Origin of the sequence: Chitinophaga silvatica, from assembly GCF_003419895.1 — a bacterium.
In the GTDB taxonomy this organism is placed as follows: Bacteria; Bacteroidota; Bacteroidia; order Chitinophagales; family Chitinophagaceae; genus Chitinophaga; species Chitinophaga silvatica.
In genome coordinates this window covers 701,308-718,987 of sequence record NZ_QPMM01000001.1, presented here as the reverse complement: position 1 = coordinate 718,987, position 17,680 = coordinate 701,308, and the positions used below count along the sequence as shown (strand labels likewise).

At 38.3% G+C, this 17,680-nt stretch carries 9 protein-coding genes and 1 riboswitch; of the genes, 4 read left to right on the top strand and 5 right to left on the bottom strand.

All coding sequences use genetic code 11. The features are described from left to right. Positions 1-53: 53 nt before the first annotated feature. The 3 genes from DVR12_RS02730 to DVR12_RS02720 form a co-directional block, all read right to left on the bottom strand. A complete protein-coding gene (locus DVR12_RS02730; RefSeq protein ID WP_116973911.1) occupies positions 54-4,877 on the bottom strand; it encodes a RecQ family ATP-dependent DNA helicase in 4,824 nt (1,607 codons plus the stop codon). A gap of 252 nt (positions 4,878-5,129) precedes the next feature. Next, a complete protein-coding gene (locus tag DVR12_RS02725) occupies positions 5,130-6,293 on the bottom strand; it encodes an acyltransferase family protein (RefSeq protein WP_199417023.1) in 1,164 nt (387 codons plus the stop codon). Between the two features lie 254 nt (positions 6,294-6,547). Next, entirely contained in the window at positions 6,548-7,009 is a 462-nt protein-coding gene (locus tag DVR12_RS02720) for an Lrp/AsnC family transcriptional regulator (protein ID WP_116973910.1), read from the bottom strand. Positions 7,010-7,159: 150 nt separating this feature from the next. Then, a riboswitch (cobalamin riboswitch) is annotated at positions 7,160-7,350 on the top strand. A 121-nt stretch (positions 7,351-7,471) separates the two neighbouring features. Between DVR12_RS02720 and metE the strand changes: the two genes are divergently transcribed. Next, the gene (gene metE / locus DVR12_RS02715; RefSeq protein WP_116973909.1) at positions 7,472-9,778 is read left to right on the top strand and encodes a 5-methyltetrahydropteroyltriglutamate--homocysteine S-methyltransferase; all 2,307 of its coding nucleotides are present in this window, start codon (positions 7,472-7,474) and stop codon (positions 9,776-9,778) included. A gap of 103 nt (positions 9,779-9,881) precedes the next feature. After that, positions 9,882-10,301 carry a 6-pyruvoyl trahydropterin synthase family protein gene (locus DVR12_RS02710; RefSeq protein ID WP_233522118.1) on the top strand — a complete coding sequence of 140 codons (420 nt, stop codon included), beginning with the start codon at positions 9,882-9,884 and terminating at the stop codon, positions 10,299-10,301. A gap of 4 nt (positions 10,302-10,305) precedes the next feature. On the opposite strand, the gene DVR12_RS02705 is transcribed toward DVR12_RS02710, so the two are convergent. Then, the gene (locus DVR12_RS02705; protein ID WP_233522117.1) at positions 10,306-12,639 is read right to left on the bottom strand and encodes an ABC transporter permease; all 2,334 of its coding nucleotides are present in this window, start codon (positions 12,637-12,639) and stop codon (positions 10,306-10,308) included. Positions 12,640-13,154: 515 nt separating this feature from the next. On the opposite strand from DVR12_RS02705, the gene DVR12_RS02700 reads away from it, so the two are divergent. Beyond that, on the top strand, positions 13,155-14,117 hold the full coding sequence (locus DVR12_RS02700; RefSeq protein ID WP_116973907.1) for a methylenetetrahydrofolate reductase: 963 nt from the start codon (positions 13,155-13,157) through the stop codon (positions 14,115-14,117). A gap of 214 nt (positions 14,118-14,331) precedes the next feature. Next, entirely contained in the window at positions 14,332-16,635 is a 2,304-nt protein-coding gene (locus DVR12_RS02695) for an ATP-binding protein (protein WP_116973906.1), read from the top strand. On the opposite strand, the gene DVR12_RS02690 is transcribed toward DVR12_RS02695, so the two are convergent. Continuing rightward, entirely contained in the window at positions 16,632-17,381 is a 750-nt protein-coding gene (locus DVR12_RS02690; protein WP_116973905.1) for a LytR/AlgR family response regulator transcription factor, read from the bottom strand. The two genes, DVR12_RS02695 and DVR12_RS02690, sit on opposite strands and share 4 nt — an antisense overlap. Positions 17,382-17,680: the final 299 nt, after the last annotated feature.

Below are 17,680 nucleotides of genomic sequence, written 5' to 3'. Positions count from 1 at the left end.
AGAAACTAACTGATAAATGCATTCGGTAGTACTACAACAGCATTAATATGCATCTACCTTCTGAAAGAAATATTTACCCCTTTCTTTTCAAATAAAAGCTCCGGAAGAATAATTTTTATCTCTTCACCTAATTCCTCTTGATGCCAATGGACGATAAAGTTTACTTTGGCACTTTTCAAGATATAATTACTTCGTTTCATAGAGTCAATTTTGTCAATAAACGACATTGAAAATTTCAGAACTGATTGCCCCTCTGCATTAAAACATTCGTTTCCATTTACAATCAATGTATCTCCACTGATAAGTTCCGATATGGGCTGCTGTCTGTAAGTGAAATAGTCTAGCCAAACATCCTTGTGTCCTAAATGCATAGCAATATCTTTGGGCGGAAGATATATGCTGTGATCTTCACTCCGTTGCAGGTAGTTTGCAGACAACCCATCAAAGTGACTGACATTTGAATGCACTACCAGATTCTGTTTTGCCCTGGTCATAGCTACATATAGCAGTCGCCTTTCTTCATCAGTAGTAGCGCTGAAGTTTTCAAGCATTAAAAATACATTGTCAAACTCTTTTCCTTTGGCCTTATGGATAGTTGAAACAAAAATGGTTTCTCCATTTTCGTTAAAAAAGTCTTCCAGCTTAGATTCCCTGGCAAAAACTTCAAAGTCAGATATATATTTCTTCCTGGTATTGGTAGCTTCAAAATCTTTGATCAGGTTAATGCAAATTTCTAAATTGGTGCTGGTGTGGAAATGGTTAATCAGTTCTCGTTTTGCTTTATTCCAAACTTCATCATTAATTACGTACATATCATCTCCTCCATTCAACAGATTTATAAAATACCTAACTTCAAGCATATTATAGATACTAAACCCATCGTTTGTCTGAATCAGTTTTGCCTGTATACCGTTTTTTAATAATAAACCTGTAATATGAAGCGCTTCAGTATTAGTTTTTGTGAGCACACAGGTAGTGCCGATCAGATCTGTTGAGATTATATCATTCACCAGCGGTACAATAAGGCTCCTGCTTTGATGGTGCACAAGTCTGATGACCCCGTTATCAGTTTGATAAGGAATAATTGGAGTATCTTTCAGGCGGTTACTAATACTCGTCACAAACTGATTAGTAAAATTAACCAGGTTGCTCTTACTTCTGTAGTTCTCTACCAACTCATGTTTAGTAGCTTTATTTACCAGAATAAACTCTTCAAGATATTTTGAGTTTGCACCTCTGAATTCATAGATATTCTGATCATCATCTCCTACTGCAATCACTCTCATTTCTTCATTATAATCCATTAATGCCTTTATCAGATTAAACTCATCTTCATCCATATCCTGCGCTTCATCAATAACTAGTACAGTTTTGGTAACCCGATTTGCTTCTACCTCTCTATTCTCAATCTTATCTATTGTCGTTTTTAGTATTGAATCTGATTTATCCAGGCTTCCAACTTTCCCTAGTAAATCGAAACAATAAGAGTGGAAAGTTTTTATATCGATATAGTTGGCAGCGTTACCAATAAGCTTCAACAGGCGTTTCTTGAATTCGGTGGCAGCCGCTCTTGAAAATGTAATCATTAGCAGTTGCTCATGTTTTACATCTTCCATTAGTAGTAGTGAAGCAAGCTTATGAACCAGAACTCTTGTTTTGCCACTTCCTGGTCCGGCTGCTACAACAATGTATTTTGATTCATTGTCTTTGATTATTTTTAGCTGAGATGGAGAAAGCTCTCCGAATAGTTGTTTGAATTTAGCAGGAGTCAGATTTTGTTTGATCTCATGTTGTCTGGAACCTTTAAAGTATTTATTTAGAAAGGAAGTATAATTTAGTTGGAAATAATCTTCTGCAAACCGCAAAGCATCACGGTAATCATTAATCATCTTTTTTGCATACTCTCCAACAATATGAATCTGTTGTACCTTGTTATCATAAAACTGATTTAGCTTTTGATAGTCCTCCACCTTATAACGCTTTTTATTATCCTGCTCTAATCGCTCTATCGTTAATCGATTATAGGTAACCAGAAATCCCCCTTCAATTTTAATCGCCTCGATTCTCGACAGATAAAATAGAGCATCTTCAATATCATTAATACTTATATCGTGTTTGATAAGGTAGTTTTGTTCATATGCTTCTTTTAATTCATTTACTGAAAATTCAATCAGAACTTCATCCTTAGAGGAATCATTTGCCGAATTACTTTTACTGAAAAGCAGCTCCACTATAAACCTTGCTAATTCATGTCGCTTCTCCAGTTTATCTTCCAGTATTTCTTTGGGATGCAGACAGATAACTGCGAGATGATTTTTAGAGTGTTCTAAATTTTGTCTCTTAATCCAATTTTTAATTGCCCAGTAGTTGATGATTGTTTTAATTTTCTTAATATCGACATCTTCACATCCTTTAGCTTCAGCGTCTTCATTTAGTTCTTTGATGTGAAACATTTTTTCTTGTTCTTCAAATACAGAAAGTAAATATTTTTCAATCCTGCTGAAGGTTTCAACGATATTAAGAGAACGATTTTTGTTTTCGTTTCTTTTCAAAAAGGCAGTCAGATCTTTTGCATCAGCAAGGATTTTTTCTTCGCGCAGGAGGTTTACAATATTTATTACTTCCTCCTTAACAATGCCCAGATGATCACTAATGTAATCGATCCTTGATTCTGCAATTTCATCATCTGATTGCTTTCTGCTTTTGCTTGAGAAAAGTTTTTTAATAATCCTGGCTCCTTTCTCCTTTTGCTTTTCATCAAACCTTGGTGAGGCATTAATCTTATCAATGGCTTCCTCTGCATTTCTTGCAAGAATACTGTTTGCAAAAACTCTGGGCATGTTTTGCCCTCGTTTTAAATATCCCGAATCTTCCAACGCCGCAATTGCAGTTATTACTCTGGTTTCAATTTCCATTACATTATCATCCCACCCTGCCTTCCTGGCGATTTCCAATGCTGAATTCGAAACTGTTGATCTATATCTCGTAATTTCCTTGATAGCTTTCCATACCTGTTGAATTTCCTTGATAGAGAGTTTAGTTTGATTCAGCAGGATGAAATGTTTACTAAGATCCTCTTCATTAAATAATACAAAACAATCAGCTATCATATTCTCGTCTCGCCCTGCCCTTCCTGCCTCCTGAATATAGTTTTCGAGTGAATCTGAAATTTCATAATGAATCACCATCCCAACATCTTTTTTATCTACCCCCATACCAAAAGCGGAAGTAGCCACCATAATAGGAATTTCTCCGGCAATGAATGCATTTTGGTTTGCCGTTTTTTCTTTCACATCCATTTTTCCATGATAGGGTCTTGCATTAAATCCGCTTTCAGTTAACCGCTTTGCGAGGGCATATGCTTTTTTGGTTCTTGAAACATAGATGATGGTCGGACAATTCTTTTCCTCTAATAAATCTCTTACTTCCTGAAATTTGTCTTCTTCATTTTCCTTTTCAAAAACCTTATATCGAAGATTAGTACGTGATGATTTAGAAGCAAATAGTTCGAGTTTTAATGATAATTTTTCATTGAAATAGTTCCGTATGTCTTCAATCACTTTTTGTTTTGCAGTTGCTGTAAAGCACGATACAGGAATATTATCTTCCAGGTTTTTCTTTTCCTGGATCGATTTAATAAAGTCTCCAATGTATAGATAATCTACTCTAAAATCCTGCCCCCAGGAGGAAAAGCAGTGTGCTTCATCAATTACAAAACGTGCAATTTTTCTTCCGAGGATTAATCGTTCGATAGTTTTTGAGCGCAACGCTTCTGGCGAGATATATAAAATAGATGCCGATCCGTCTTCTAATCTTTCAAATGATTTGGCTCTCTCAATTGGATCTAACAATCCATTTATGGTGACTGCTTCAGTAATACCATTTTTTTCAAGATTGTCTACCTGGTCTTTCATTAATGATTGAAGCGGAGAGATTACCACTGTCAATCCTTTTGAATTTTCACCACTCATTAAAGCCGGAACCTGGAAGGTAATCGACTTTCCCCCACCTGTTGGAAACACTGCCAGGATTGATTTATTATCAACAGCTGCCTGGACTGCTTTTTTCTGTAGTGGTTCAGATCCATAAGTTCTGAAAGAAGTAAATCCAAAATAACGCTTTAATCCCCGATGAATATCCAATGCACTATTGCAGTAAACACAACCACTTAAGCAGGGTTTATTTCTCATCCGAAACATGATCCTTTCAACTTCCGGATAATTTTTCAACACCCAGCGTGGTGTGATAGAATGTATTTTATTATGTTGAATGAAGGAATTAATGAGCGATAAACAATATGCCAGTTCTACCGGATGCTCTGAAATGATTGCTGGCAGGTCAACTTGCTGACATATGTCATCTTTAAAGTAAATTTTAATTAACTCCTCTGTTTCAATACTGGTACTAACGTAATCAATAAAACGAAAGAAGGCATTAAACTCTTTTTTTTCATTTAAGAGTAAATAAAAGATTTGTTGAAGCGTTTTATCCAGTGTTTTGAAAGCAGCAACTTCATCATAGAATAAATCCTTCGCCTTAATTGAATCGTTCAATGGATTATTGGCTTCATCCGATTGAAGTTTATCATCCTTTAATAGCGCATGATAGGGTTTTGTAGCAAAAAGAAGAGGCGACAGAAATAAAGTATCAATGATATTAGCTGAATTTATTCCAGCTTTATTTAGTTCCTTACCAATATACTTTATATCGTGGTTGAAGATATTATGCCCACAGATGAATTGGGTTCCGTTGAGAAACTGAACAAATTCGAAGGTGGATGATTTATGAAAAGAGCTTCCATCATCTTTAACACTTCCGATGTCTCGAATCCTCCCTTTCTCCGTAATTTCGGTATCAACAAATGCAATAGAATTCATTTTTCAATAGTTTGTAAGCATCATTCAAATACACAACTAATTGAATATCAATAATTCAAATTTTACACTACAGCAGAAATATTATTCTCAATTAATATAAATTACTGAATTTTAATCAAAATCTTACCATAACACCTCAACAAACGTTTATCCTTAAACGCTAAAACAGAACAGGGCAGCAGAAGTGCTGCCCTGTTCTGTTTTAGTGGCATTACCCCAAATCAACTTATCTGGTTAGCTATTTGAGCTTAGTTATACCTTCAGAAAAGCCTTTTTCTTATACATAAAATATAAGAATAACCACTTTACAAATACCAACGTGATACTGAGAGCTATCGCATTTATAGGGTCTCCTATTAATTGTCCAAGCCATTTAAATATTGAGTCATTAGTATAATGCCAGTCAATAAAGTGGCCGGAAATGTAGATAAGAATGGAGTTCATGCCTATAACCCGGAAGAAGAATGCCCATTTCTGATATCCTGCGATATCGATCACATAGTAGAAAAGTGCAAGGAGCAATAGGCTGATACCTCCTACCTGCAGTACAAATGAGCTGGTCCAGAGATTTTTATTGATAGGAAAATCGAAGTTCCACAGTTGTGCGAGTATTATAAACATTACTCCAATGATAGCCATAAGCCCTACTTTCCTTACTGGAAGCATTGGACTATTACGCAATAAATTGCCTGTAATAATTCCTAACAAGGCAGTACTGATTGCAGGGAAGGTGGATGTAAATCCTTCCGGATCATGGATACCAAGATATAATTTACCGGGAACAATACAACGATCAATATATGATGCGAAATTTCCTTCCATGGTAAGATCACCAGGTGCAAACCCAGGTGCTGCCGTAAACTTCAACAGCAACCAATAAACGACCAGGATACCGGCAAACCAAATCATTTGCGCCCGCCCTTTCGTGTATAAATAAATGATATTGGCGAACATATAGGCCAAACCAATCCTGCCCAAAACGCTGCAAAAGCGGATCTGTGATACAGGCTGCAGTTGCAGGCCATTATTATAAATGATCCCCAGCAATACAAGTAATAGTCCTCTCTTGATTACACGTAATAAAAGCTGGTTCCTGCTTTTACCTTTTTCCAGTTCCCGTCCTACTGAATAAGGTGTTGAGACACCGGCCATAAACAGGAAAAGAGGGAAAATAAGGTCATAAAAATGGAACCCATTCCAAGCAGGATGTTCTAGTTGCGTATCTATTGCTTCCCAGAAAGGCGACCCACTTACTTTTGATATGGCATGGAAAATAGAGCCACCGCCCATAATCCAGAACATATCAAATCCCCGAAGGGCGTCTAATGAGTATAACCGGGCTTTTTTTTCATTGTCACGATTGGATGCCACTGGGGTTGCTCCCGAATCCACTGGCATTGCTGTTGTTGTATTCATTGGTGAAGAGATCAAACGATTAATGTAAAATTTCTATTGATTTTGGTGGGATACAAACTAATAAAAATGGAGCTTATTTTTTTAAAAATTTTAATAAGAAATTTAGGCAGTAGATTTCAGCATCGTATGCGCTATATTTAAATAATATACATATTTATATATTTAAACTATGTATTTAGTGAAGCAATTTTTTTCCCATTCTATCCTACTCCTCCTAAAAAGGATTTTACTAACTATACCTCTTCTAATAAAGATTAAAGACTAATATTATGGATGTCTTTATTCACACACATCACAAATGTACTATGGGTGCTTCCTATACTTTGTACAGACCCTAGTTTGTTAAACACAAAATCCTGGTAATGTTTCATATCCCTGGCATATACTTTTAGGAGAAAATCGTAATCCCCGGAAATATTATAGCACTCAATTACTTCTTCCAAACGCATAATATCTGTTACAAACTGAGTACCTACAGATTTATCATGTTGTTTTAGTTTGATGTTGCAAAACACAATTAAACCGTAACCAAGTTTTTCTGCATCTATCAATGCAATATATTTTTTTATATAGCCTCCGGCTTCTAACTTCTTAATTCTTTCAAAAACCGGAGAGGTAGATAAATTTACTTTTACTGCCAATTCCTTTACAGTAATAGTTGAGTCTTCTCCCAGAAGTTTAAGCAGTTGTTTGTCAATATCATCTAATTGAATCATGAAATATTATTCTTTTTATGAGAGGATTCACCCTCTTATCAGGTAAAATTTTCTGTTTCAGAGACAAATTTAGATTATTATACCAAAATAAATAGCATTATGCCAATAAATAATCTTTCTATGTAGCTTTGTCCAGATTTTAGTTCTACAAACTTATCGACTAAAATAGGTTTCTAATAACATTGGAATTAATAGGGAACCATGTGCAAATCATGGGCTGTCGCGCAACTGTAAGTAACGCTAAAGTTTCCTCCAATTTATATCCACTGTCTCTGAGTTGAGATGGGAAGGACGGAGAAAATGTTACAAGCCAGGAGACCTGCCTGTTTTGGTAGAACAATGTTTCGCGATAAAAACAAAAGTCATATCAGACAACTATAAAACTGATGTGTGCCTCTGGTTACTGCGAACATTAAAAGTTGTGGAGACATCTAATTGTTTAAACTAAACTTATTGACGAACATGCTTACACAAAACCTGGGCTATCCGCGAATTGGTAGCCAAAGACAGCTAAAAAAAGCAAATGAACAGTACTGGGCAGGCAAAATAACTCTTGAGGAATTGAAGGATGTAGCCCGCCAGATTAAAGAGGAAAACTGGAAAACGCAACTAGACGCTGGTATTGATCTGATACCGTGCAACGATTTCAGTTATTACGATCAGGTGCTCGACACCAGCCTCTTACTGGGGGTTATTCCTGAACGTTATTCCCCCGTTCTCTCCCAGGTAAAAGCTAATAACGAAATTGATCTTTACTTTGCGATGGCAAGAGGTTACCAGAAAGATGGTCTCGATATTACTGCAATGGAAATGACCAAATGGCTGGATACCAATTACCACTATATCGTTCCGGAATTCAAAGCAAATCAGGAGTTCCGTCTCTATACCAACAATATATTCAACGAATTTGAATCCGCGCAAAAGCTGCTTGGCTCCAAAGCCAAACCAGTGCTGGTTGGACCAGTAAGTTACCTTTTACTGGGTAAAGAAAAAGAGAAAGGTTTTGAACGTGCAGACCTGATTAAAAAACTGGTTCCTCTATACATTGAAATCATCAATCGGCTGAAACAGCAAGGAGCTGAATGGATACAGCTCGACGAGCCTTGTCTTGTACTTGATCTTTCTAAAAAAGAGAAGGAAGCATTTGAATATGCTTACTCTGAAATCGCCAAACAGGTAAGTGGAATTAAGATCCTGGTTGCTACTTACTTTGATGCCTTGCTCGATAATACTGAACTCGCGGTCAATCTCCCCGTTAATGCATTGCATGTTGATCTGGTACGTACACCGGAGCAACTTGACGAAGTACTTGCCCTGATACCTACAGGACTTCAACTTTCAGTAGGAGTGATTGACGGACGGAATGTATGGAAAAACGATTACGAAAAGTCCTTAAATCTTATCAACAAGGCATTATCCAAACTGGGTAGCAACAACGTAATAATTGCACCATCCTGCTCTTTACTACATAGTCCAATTGACCTGGCTTTTGAAACAGCACTTGATCCCGAAATCATGAACTGGATGGCATTTGCCAAACAGAAATTAACAGAGATCAGTGAATTAAAACAGATTATTGATGGAAATGCAGTTTTATTGAGTGTAAATAAAAAAGCAATTGAAAGCAGACGTTTATCTGGCAAGGTACATAAGCAGGCAGTAAAAGATCGTGTTGCTGCTATTACACCAGGTGATGCTACCCGCAAGAGTGCATTCCCAGTTCGTCAGCAATTACATCACGAACGCTTCAAATTACCAGCCTTCCCTACTACTACTATCGGATCGTTCCCACAAACAGATGATATACGTCAGCTACGGGCTAAATACAAAAAAGGTGAGCTAACCACCGAACAATACGATAAAGCTATTGAACAAGCTACTATCGACACCATTCGCTGGCAGGAAGAAATTGGGCTGGATGTACTCGTACACGGGGAATTTGAACGTAATGATATGGTCGAATACTTTGGCGAACAACTAGATGGATTTTTGTTTACCAAAAATGGCTGGGTACAAAGCTATGGCAGCCGTTGTGTGAAACCACCGGTGATCTATGGTGATGTTAGTCGCCCTGCCGACATGACAGTACGCTGGAGCACTTTTGCTGCCGCCCAAACCAACAGACCAATGAAAGGAATGTTGACAGGCCCGGTAACCATTCTGCAATGGTCTTTTGTACGCGACGATCAACCTCGCGAACAAACCACCAAGCAAATAGCACTGGGAATCAGGGATGAAGTAGTTGCTTTAGAAAAAGCCGGAATTGGTATTATCCAGATCGATGAAGCTGCGATTCGCGAGGGTCTTCCACTGCGTAAGGCTAAACGCCCTCAGTATCTCAACTGGGCAGTAGGTTCATTCCGTATCGCCGCCAGCGGTGTAGAAGATAAAACACAGATTCATACCCATATGTGCTACAGCGAATTCAATGATATCATCGAACATATTGCAGCTATGGATGCTGATGTAATCACCATTGAAACATCCCGTTCACAAATGGAACTATTACAGGCCTTTGCTCATTTCGAATATCCGAACGAAATTGGGCCAGGTGTTTATGATATCCACTCTCCTCGTGTACCAGGTACCGAAGAAATGGCTGCACTGTTAGCAAAAGCAGCTGATTTGCTGCCTGCCCGTAACCTATGGGTAAACCCAGACTGTGGGTTAAAAACCCGTAAATGGCCCGAAACCAAAGCAGCGCTGATCAACATGGTAAAAGCAGCTCAACAGGCGCGTGAACATATCAGTACCGAAAGTCTGGCTTAAATAACAGGCCATCTATCCATATTTTTTACTTTAACAACATCAGGTAGTTTTCAACCTACCTGGTGTTGTTCTACCAATATACCGGGCAATACAGCCAATAGAAATGATAGTATATCTTACCCGAAGGGAAACTTTTAATGCCGCTCACAGGATGTATAGGGAAGAATGGAGCCTGGAGAAAAACATAGCTACATTCGGGAAATGCGCCAACCCCAACTGGCATGGCCATAATTATAGCCTTTTTGTAACAGTAAAAGGTAAGATAAGTTATGAAACAGGCTACCTAATCGATTTGAAATTACTTAAAATGATTATCAAGGATCATGTGATTGAAAAACTTGATCATAAAAATTTGAACCTCGACGTATCTTTTCTGGCAGGGAAAATGGCTACAACAGAGCTTCTCTGCGTAGAAATCTTTAATGAACTAAAAACACCCATAGAAAGTAATGAAGGGGTATTTTTACATTCGGTCAGATTACACGAAACCGAAAATAACTATGCCGAATACTTTGGTGAGTAACTCACTATTCACTTCTTAGACTTTTAACAGGATTCATCAATGCGGCACTGATACTCTGGTAACTTATTGTAGCAAATGCAACAAATGCTGATAACACTGCGGCAACGATAAAGACCCAAAGTCGGATATCCGTCTTATAAGCAAAGGTATCCAGCCAACGATCCATTGCAAACCAGGCCAGCGGTGCTGCGATGATAAAGGCAATTCCAATAAGCTGAAGAAAATCTTTTGACAGCAATGCAACAATACTGGTAGTTGATGCGCCCATTACCTTTCTTACGCCAATTTCCTTGGTACGCTGAACGGTTGAATAGGAAGCCAGCCCCAGTAGCCCCAGGCAAGAGATGAAGATTGCCAATGTGGCAAAGTACATGAATAGCGATTCAAAACGCTCGTCTGCACGGTACTGCCTATCGTAAAACTCGTCGAGGAAATAATAGCTGAATGGTTGGTCGGGATACCTTGTTTTCCATAGATCTTCAATTGCAGCAAGTGTTTGCTTTACATTTTTGCTATTTACTTTTACAGAAAGAAGGTTCCCATTCCAAAAATCGATAATCCTAAATGTAAGCGGTTTGATATTCTCCTGTAACGATTTGAAGTGAAAATCCTTTAATACACCGATTATTGTGCCTTGTCGCCCCCATTGATCAAATTTTTTTCCGATGGCTTCTTCTGGTGAAGTATACCCCAGCACTTTTGCGGCCGCTTCATTAATCATCAGTGCCTGTGTACTATCCGTAGCATATTGTTTTGAAAATGCGCGCCCAGCAACCACTTTCAGGCCATATTGAGGGATAAAGTTGAAGTCTACACGATACACCTCCAGATTCCCGGCCTGCATTTCTCCATTCTTTTTCTCAATTTTCGAAAAAGCCTGTAGATTCCAGCCTCCCGGGATTGCAGACGAAGCGGCTGCCGACTTTACTCCGGGAAAATTCATAATGGAAGCTTCGAAACCATCTCTCTCCTGCCCAGTGCCGGATTGAATGACAAGTGTTTGATCTTTTGAAAAACCAAGATCATAACTGCGCATAAAATCCAGCTGGGTATATACTACAATCGTAGCAATGATCATCGTAATTGAAATCGTAAACTGAACGGTAACCAGCCCTTTACGTAGCATTATACCCTTTACACTTGTGGTAAATCTACCTTTTAAAACCTTCACTGGCTCAAAGGACGACAAAACAAAAGCCGGATAGATGCCTGCTAATAATCCAATCAGCAATACAGCTACAAACTGAATCCCTACAAATGGCAATTCATAGATAATACCATCACTCACTACTTTGCCTGCAATTTCGTTGAATAAAGGAATCAATATTGCTGAAAGTAATACTGAAATAAAAAATGCAATCAGGCACATTAACATCGATTCAGCCAGAAACTGACGTGCCAATGTACCTCTTGCTGCTCCTACTGCTTTTCTCACACCTACTTCCCGAGCACGTTCAACCGAACGTGCAGTGGTGAGGTTTACAAAGTTGATACACGCAATCAGCATAATAAAGAGTGCGACGGCTGAGAAAACATATAAATTATTAACATTGCCCGTTTCAGCAGCAGGACGCGTCGAATGCAGATAAATATCTTTAAGTGGTTCCAGGAGCATCCGGATCTTCATTTGCCGATTAGCCATCATCTGCCCCGCATGACGCTCCAGAAACGCAGGAAATTTCTTTTCCAATACAATCGGATTGGTGTTTGGCTTAAGGAGTACAAATGCGGTTGCCCCGAAGCTTCCCCATTCGCGCTCAATATTCTTGTCTTCATGGCCAGTATATGTACTCATCGATACAAAAATATCGCCTCTGATCTGCGAATTCACTGGTGGATCCTGCATTATACCTGTCACAATTGCCGGTTCACTTTTCTCTCCCAATAACAATGATTGGCCCATAGGGTCGCTATGTCCAAAATATTTCCTGGCAGAAGTTTCGGTTAATACTATGCTAAGCGGTGCTGTTAATGCGGTTTGGGGATTACCTTTCAATAATTTCAAATCAAAGACCCTGAAGAGTGTAGAATCTACCAGTACTGCATTTTCCTCCTTGAATTTGAGATCTCCTCTCCGAAAAAGCATTTCATCTTTCTGCACCCTAACGTAAGTCTCCATTTCCGGGAACTCATTTTGCATGTTTGATGCCATCGCCCACGGACTAATACTATAACGAAGCGTTTCCGTGCTGGTCTGAATATCCGTTGCCACCCGATAAATTCGATCTGCCTTTTTGTTGAATGTATCGTAAGTGAGTTCAAAATGTACATATAATGAGATCAGGAAACAGGCAGTCATACCTGCAGAGAGGCCCATTATATTAATTAAGGAGAACATTTTGTGCTTCGTGAGATTGCGAAATGCAATTTTGAGATAGTTACGAATCATAGCAAACTGGAAAAAAAAGATTATGGAATAGCACCAAGACTCCTCGTTCAACAAATGGCATGCCTTGCTAAGAAAAGGCCACCCAATGCATATGTATGCGGTTTCTTGAAAATTTGGTTGTCCGAAACCGAACATTTTACACTATTAGCGGACAATTAATAGGAAAAGCTCTCCAAAGCATTTAGGAACCGATTTTTAACCAGGGTAATACTGCTACGCTTACACGTATCCTCTTTCGTTTTGCCGTATCAAAGCAGCTACCAGGCAATAGATCCTGAAAATAATTTTCTTTTTTCGAGGATAATAGGCCCTCTACCAAGTAATATTTTCTATAAAACAATAAAAAATAGATTTTTATGCTGTAATAAATACAATTATTACAATAAATAATCTTTATATGTAGATTTGCTTCAATTTTAGCGACGAGTGCAATACTCACTACATAAATAATTGTCAGACTACGTATGTTCCTACACAAAATCAAATCAGGGGAGTCAGGTATTTTAACTTATGGCATTACGCCTCCAAAAGAAGGTACCGACCTTGAAAAGATTACCCAAATTGCAGAGAAAACAGTAGCAAGATTACTGCCCCTGGATATCGACGCTTTGATAGTATACGATGTACAGGACGAATCGGCCCGTACATCGGAGGAAAGACCTTTTCCTTTCCTTAATGCACTGGATCCATTTTACTTTGCCAGTGAGTTTTTGCAACAGATACAAACCCCTAAGATTATATATCGCCCAGCCGGCAAATTTTCTGAAGGGGAACTTTCTGAGTGGCTGGATAAGCTCCATCAACATCAGTTTTACCCAGTTTTTGTAGGCGTACCAGCACCAGACTACCCGGTTAAAACTACCTTGCCTCAAGCCTATAAACTCTGGAACAGATATAGCCAAACCTCCGCCATCGGCGCTGTAACTATACCTGAAAGGCATGAGAAACTGAAAGATGAAGACATAAGGATTCTTGATAAGGCTAATCATGGTGTCTCTTACTTTATCTCTCAATGCATTTTCAACCTCGATTATGCCAAGAATGTGGTTAATGACCTTCATGCAACCTGTGTAAAAGAAAAGAGAAAGATTCCAACTATCATCTTTACCCTTACCGCCTGCGGTTCGGCCAAAACATTACATTTTCTGGAGTGGTTGGGCATCCATGTGCCCGAAGAACTCAAAATAGAGCTGAGGCAATCTGAAAATATTCTGGAAAAATCGGTAAATAGCTGCCTCGAAATTGCTGAAAAGCTGGCTATCTTTTGTGCGGAAAGATCAATACCATTTGGATTTAATATAGAAAGTGTGGCTATCAGGAAAGAAGAAATTGAAGCATCTATTTATATGGTAAACAGAATAGCTGGTATGTTGTCTGAAATGGGAATCAGAAAGGAAATCCTTACACCTGAAAGCGCAATCCAGTAAACAGATAAAAGATATAATCAATCAGAAAGCCCGCAAACATAATATTTGCGGGCTTTCTGACATTAAAAGGATTATTTTACGACACTATCTGATAATTCCTCAATATATCTCACACTTATTACAACTTTACTAAAACGTTACTTGTAACATAGATACAGGTTATTAGTACTTGTTTTGTATCTTGCGCCGCCATATTTTCAAATGGTATGTGAACATGAAGTTGCTCTTTTACTCCTTCCTATTTTTAATAATTTTATTTCAAACGGGATTTTCTCAGCAACATATCGAACAGACAATTGACAGTCTGTTATTGTCAGACAGCAGATCGCACACTGACGACGAAGCCCGGCTTGAACGTTTTCAGAAACTCTATAAAAGCTACGCCAAACTTAGCCAGGCCGATAACGTTGAAAAGTATGTAGACAAAACTATTAAGCTGGCTGAAAAACTAAGGTTGCCGCAATATATTGGTGATGCCTACTATCATCTTGGTTTTTATTACCATGGTCATGGTAACTATATTAAGGCAGAAGAAATCTATAACAAAGGGATAAAGAAAGCGCTTGAAATCGGGAATAAGCAGTTATACGGAGATATATATTACAATCTAGGTGCTATGTATGCCAGTTGGCCCGACTATAATAAAGCCTTGGATGCTAATCTGGAAGCAGTTTCTGTTTACAATGAACTGGGGGATAGTCTTGACGCAGCAGGATGCTATGTTAATATTGCGAGCTCCTATAAAAGCCTTGAACAATATCCTACTGCCATAAAATATTTAGAGCAGGCAGTAGGGATCTTTAAACAATCAGAAGGAAATGAATATGGGATAGCACTTAGCTATTCCAATCTGGGAACTAATTATTTCCTTGCCGATGAAAAAGACTTGGGCATAAGTAGAACTCAAAAGTACCAGACAGCCCTTAGGTATCTAAATCATTCACTGGAATTAGCCAACCAGATTGATGAACCTTTTCTTTTAGGCTCAATTTATCGTACCCGGGCAATGATATTGAGAGTAAATGGAACCACCGCACAAACTCTTGATGCCTTGCAGCAAGCAATAGAATACAATAAACGTTTGGTTAATAAACTGGAGTATGCAACAGATCTGTTAGCCCTGGCCGATTTTTATGCTGAACACACTCAATATCATAATGCAAGTACTTTATTAATGGAAGCATTAAATATTGGTAATACCGATCACTTTCCTGCTTTGCAAAGAGATGCCAACCTTGCATTGAGCAAATTGGCAGAGAAACAACATCAGTACACAATTGCACTTGAACATTATAAAACCTATATCCATTTCCGCGATCAGATTTTTAATGAAGAAAAAGAGCGGGAAATTACACGTAAACGCCTGCAGTTGGATTTTATGATCAAGGAAAATGATTACAAAAACAAGCAGCATGTAATGAGCCTTGCCCTGGAAAAAAGGACATTAGAGGCAAAAGAAAGAAAGCAGCAGCTGGAGCTGAAAGAAAAAGAAATCAGGATAGAAAAACTTGCCTTTCTACAGCGACAATCGGAATTAGAAAAGGAAAAGCTACAGAAAGAAACTGAATTAGAACGGCAACGCCTAAACGCCAGACTAGAGCGAAAGATTCAGGACGAAAAGATTATAAAGCAAGAGAATAAAGCAAAACTCAATCGGAACCTATCTATCTTTTTAGGTATACTGGCACTAGGATTATCAGGTGCCGCATTGCTGGTTTATCGGTCACACCGCAAAACTAAGAAATTAAATCTCGTGGTATCGTCACAGAAAGCCCAACTGGAAGAATTAGGAAAAGTCAAAGATCGTATCTTAGGAATGGTTAGCCACGATATGCGTGCACCGGTGAATTCCCTGATATCTTTTACCAGATTATTGGAACATGGAAACCCAGGCGAGGAAAAACTAAAAGCATATACCTTAAGTTTAAGTCATACTCTCGAACACACTTCTTCCATGATGGAAAACCTTCTGAACTGGGCGTATAGTCAGATGCAGGGCTTTAAACCAGATTTAAAAACACTGCAGATAAGCCAAGTAGTAAAAGAACTGGTAGCAGCAGCCGAAAGAGATGCAGAGAGGAAAAAACTTAAGTTCACTTTCAATTATGATGCTGAAGCTAATGCGTTGGGTGATATGAATATGCTTTCGTTAATTGTTAGAAATTTATTGACCAATGCAATAAAATTCACTCCGGAAGGCGGAGGCATCGATGTTAAAATCCAGTACGACAACCAATTTGTACGGCTGTCTATTGCCGATACAGGAGTAGGCCTGGGAGAAACACAATTGAAATGGTTTAATGGAAATGACATCATTCAACCTGGCCGTAGCACCGCCGGTACCAATAAAGAAAAAGGTATGGGCCTTGGACTTACTCTATGTAAAACATTTGCAGCAATGATGAATGCCGAATTAACTGCGTCATTCAATGGGCAGCAAGGAACAGTATTTGTACTTACAATGCCATGCAAAAACACCGCCCCTATAAGCCAGAGGGAATTGGCCTACAATCACTAAAAAGCGGATTCTTTGGCAATCCTGTTGAGCGTTCGATTGTTGATCAGCTGAAGAAGTTCTTCCCTGTAGGAAATACTAATTGGAATTTTTGCACCACCATCCAAAATAATTTCAGAAGTATTTACACTCATTATTTTATTGAAATTAATGAGGTATTGTTTGTGAACCCTGATAAAGAAATCAGGTAATTGAAGAGAAAGATTTTTCAGGTTGATTAGTGCAGTGTAGGTCTGTCCGTTTTCTGTACGCAATTTGGAAAAATCACCAAAACTTTCAATATACACTATCTCCTCGTAGTTCAGGCGTGCATATCCCTTGCTGTCTTTAATAAAGAAAAAATCCCGATCACCGCGCTGCTCTACTTCTAAAGTCTGCACCTTACTTTTGAGATCAAGATGCTCTATTGCTTTATTGATCGATTTAATTAAGCGCTCCATACTCACTGGCTTTGGAATAAAATCCAGTACATCGAGTTCAAAACTCTCTGCAGCATGCTCCAGATGGGAGGTGGTGAAAATGAAGATGGGAGGATTTTTCAGTCCTTTCAGAAGCTCAATTCCCGAAATATCGGGCATATCTATATCTGAAAACACAATATCAATCCTTGTAGAAGATAATATTTTAAATGCTTCTGAGGCGTGTTGACAGGAAGATTTGATTTCCAGGATATTTATTTTATCGAGGTACATTTCTAAAAGATCCCTCTCGATTATATTGTCTTCAATAATCAGGCAGTTATATTTCATCGTCGTCAAAATACATTAATTATTGAAAAAGAAATAATACCCTGTTAAGTTTCCTGGTCTGCACTCCTTTGGAAATAATTGATTAGCAACAGATAATAACTACAATTCGGGTGATTATATATATTTTCTATACTGGATTAGGTCTCTGACAGATTATTCTTATGAGGTTATCTACTTAATGATTTTTCACCAACATTATTCTCCATTTTTGGGATACCAAAACATGCTGGATTGAGCCAAATTATTATGAGATTGTCAGATTTGGCAAGTAGATAAATGAGACTATAATAATTATTAAT

What these genes read in the sequence shown, in the direction of transcription:
- DVR12_RS02725 (WP_199417023.1), bottom strand. Translation starts at nt 6,293, where the DNA reads ATGAATACAACAACAGCAATGCCAGTGGATTCGGGAGCAACCCCAGTG.
- DVR12_RS02720 (WP_116973910.1), bottom strand. Translation starts at nt 7,009, where the DNA reads ATGATTCAATTAGATGATATTGACAAACAACTGCTTAAACTTCTGGGA.
- DVR12_RS02700 (WP_116973907.1), top strand. Translation starts at nt 13,155, where the DNA reads ATGTTCCTACACAAAATCAAATCAGGGGAGTCAGGTATTTTAACTTAT.
- DVR12_RS02695 (WP_116973906.1), top strand. Translation starts at nt 14,332, where the DNA reads ATGAAGTTGCTCTTTTACTCCTTCCTATTTTTAATAATTTTATTTCAA.
- DVR12_RS02690 (WP_116973905.1), bottom strand. Translation starts at nt 17,381, where the DNA reads ATGAAATATAACTGCCTGATTATTGAAGACAATATAATCGAGAGGGAT.
- DVR12_RS02710 (WP_233522118.1), top strand. Translation starts at nt 9,882, where the DNA reads ATGATAGTATATCTTACCCGAAGGGAAACTTTTAATGCCGCTCACAGG.
- DVR12_RS02705 (WP_233522117.1), bottom strand. Translation starts at nt 12,639, where the DNA reads ATGTTCTCCTTAATTAATATAATGGGCCTCTCTGCAGGTATGACTGCC.
- metE (WP_116973909.1), top strand. Translation starts at nt 7,472, where the DNA reads ATGCTTACACAAAACCTGGGCTATCCGCGAATTGGTAGCCAAAGACAG.
- DVR12_RS02730 (WP_116973911.1), bottom strand. Translation starts at nt 4,877, where the DNA reads ATGAATTCTATTGCATTTGTTGATACCGAAATTACGGAGAAAGGGAGG.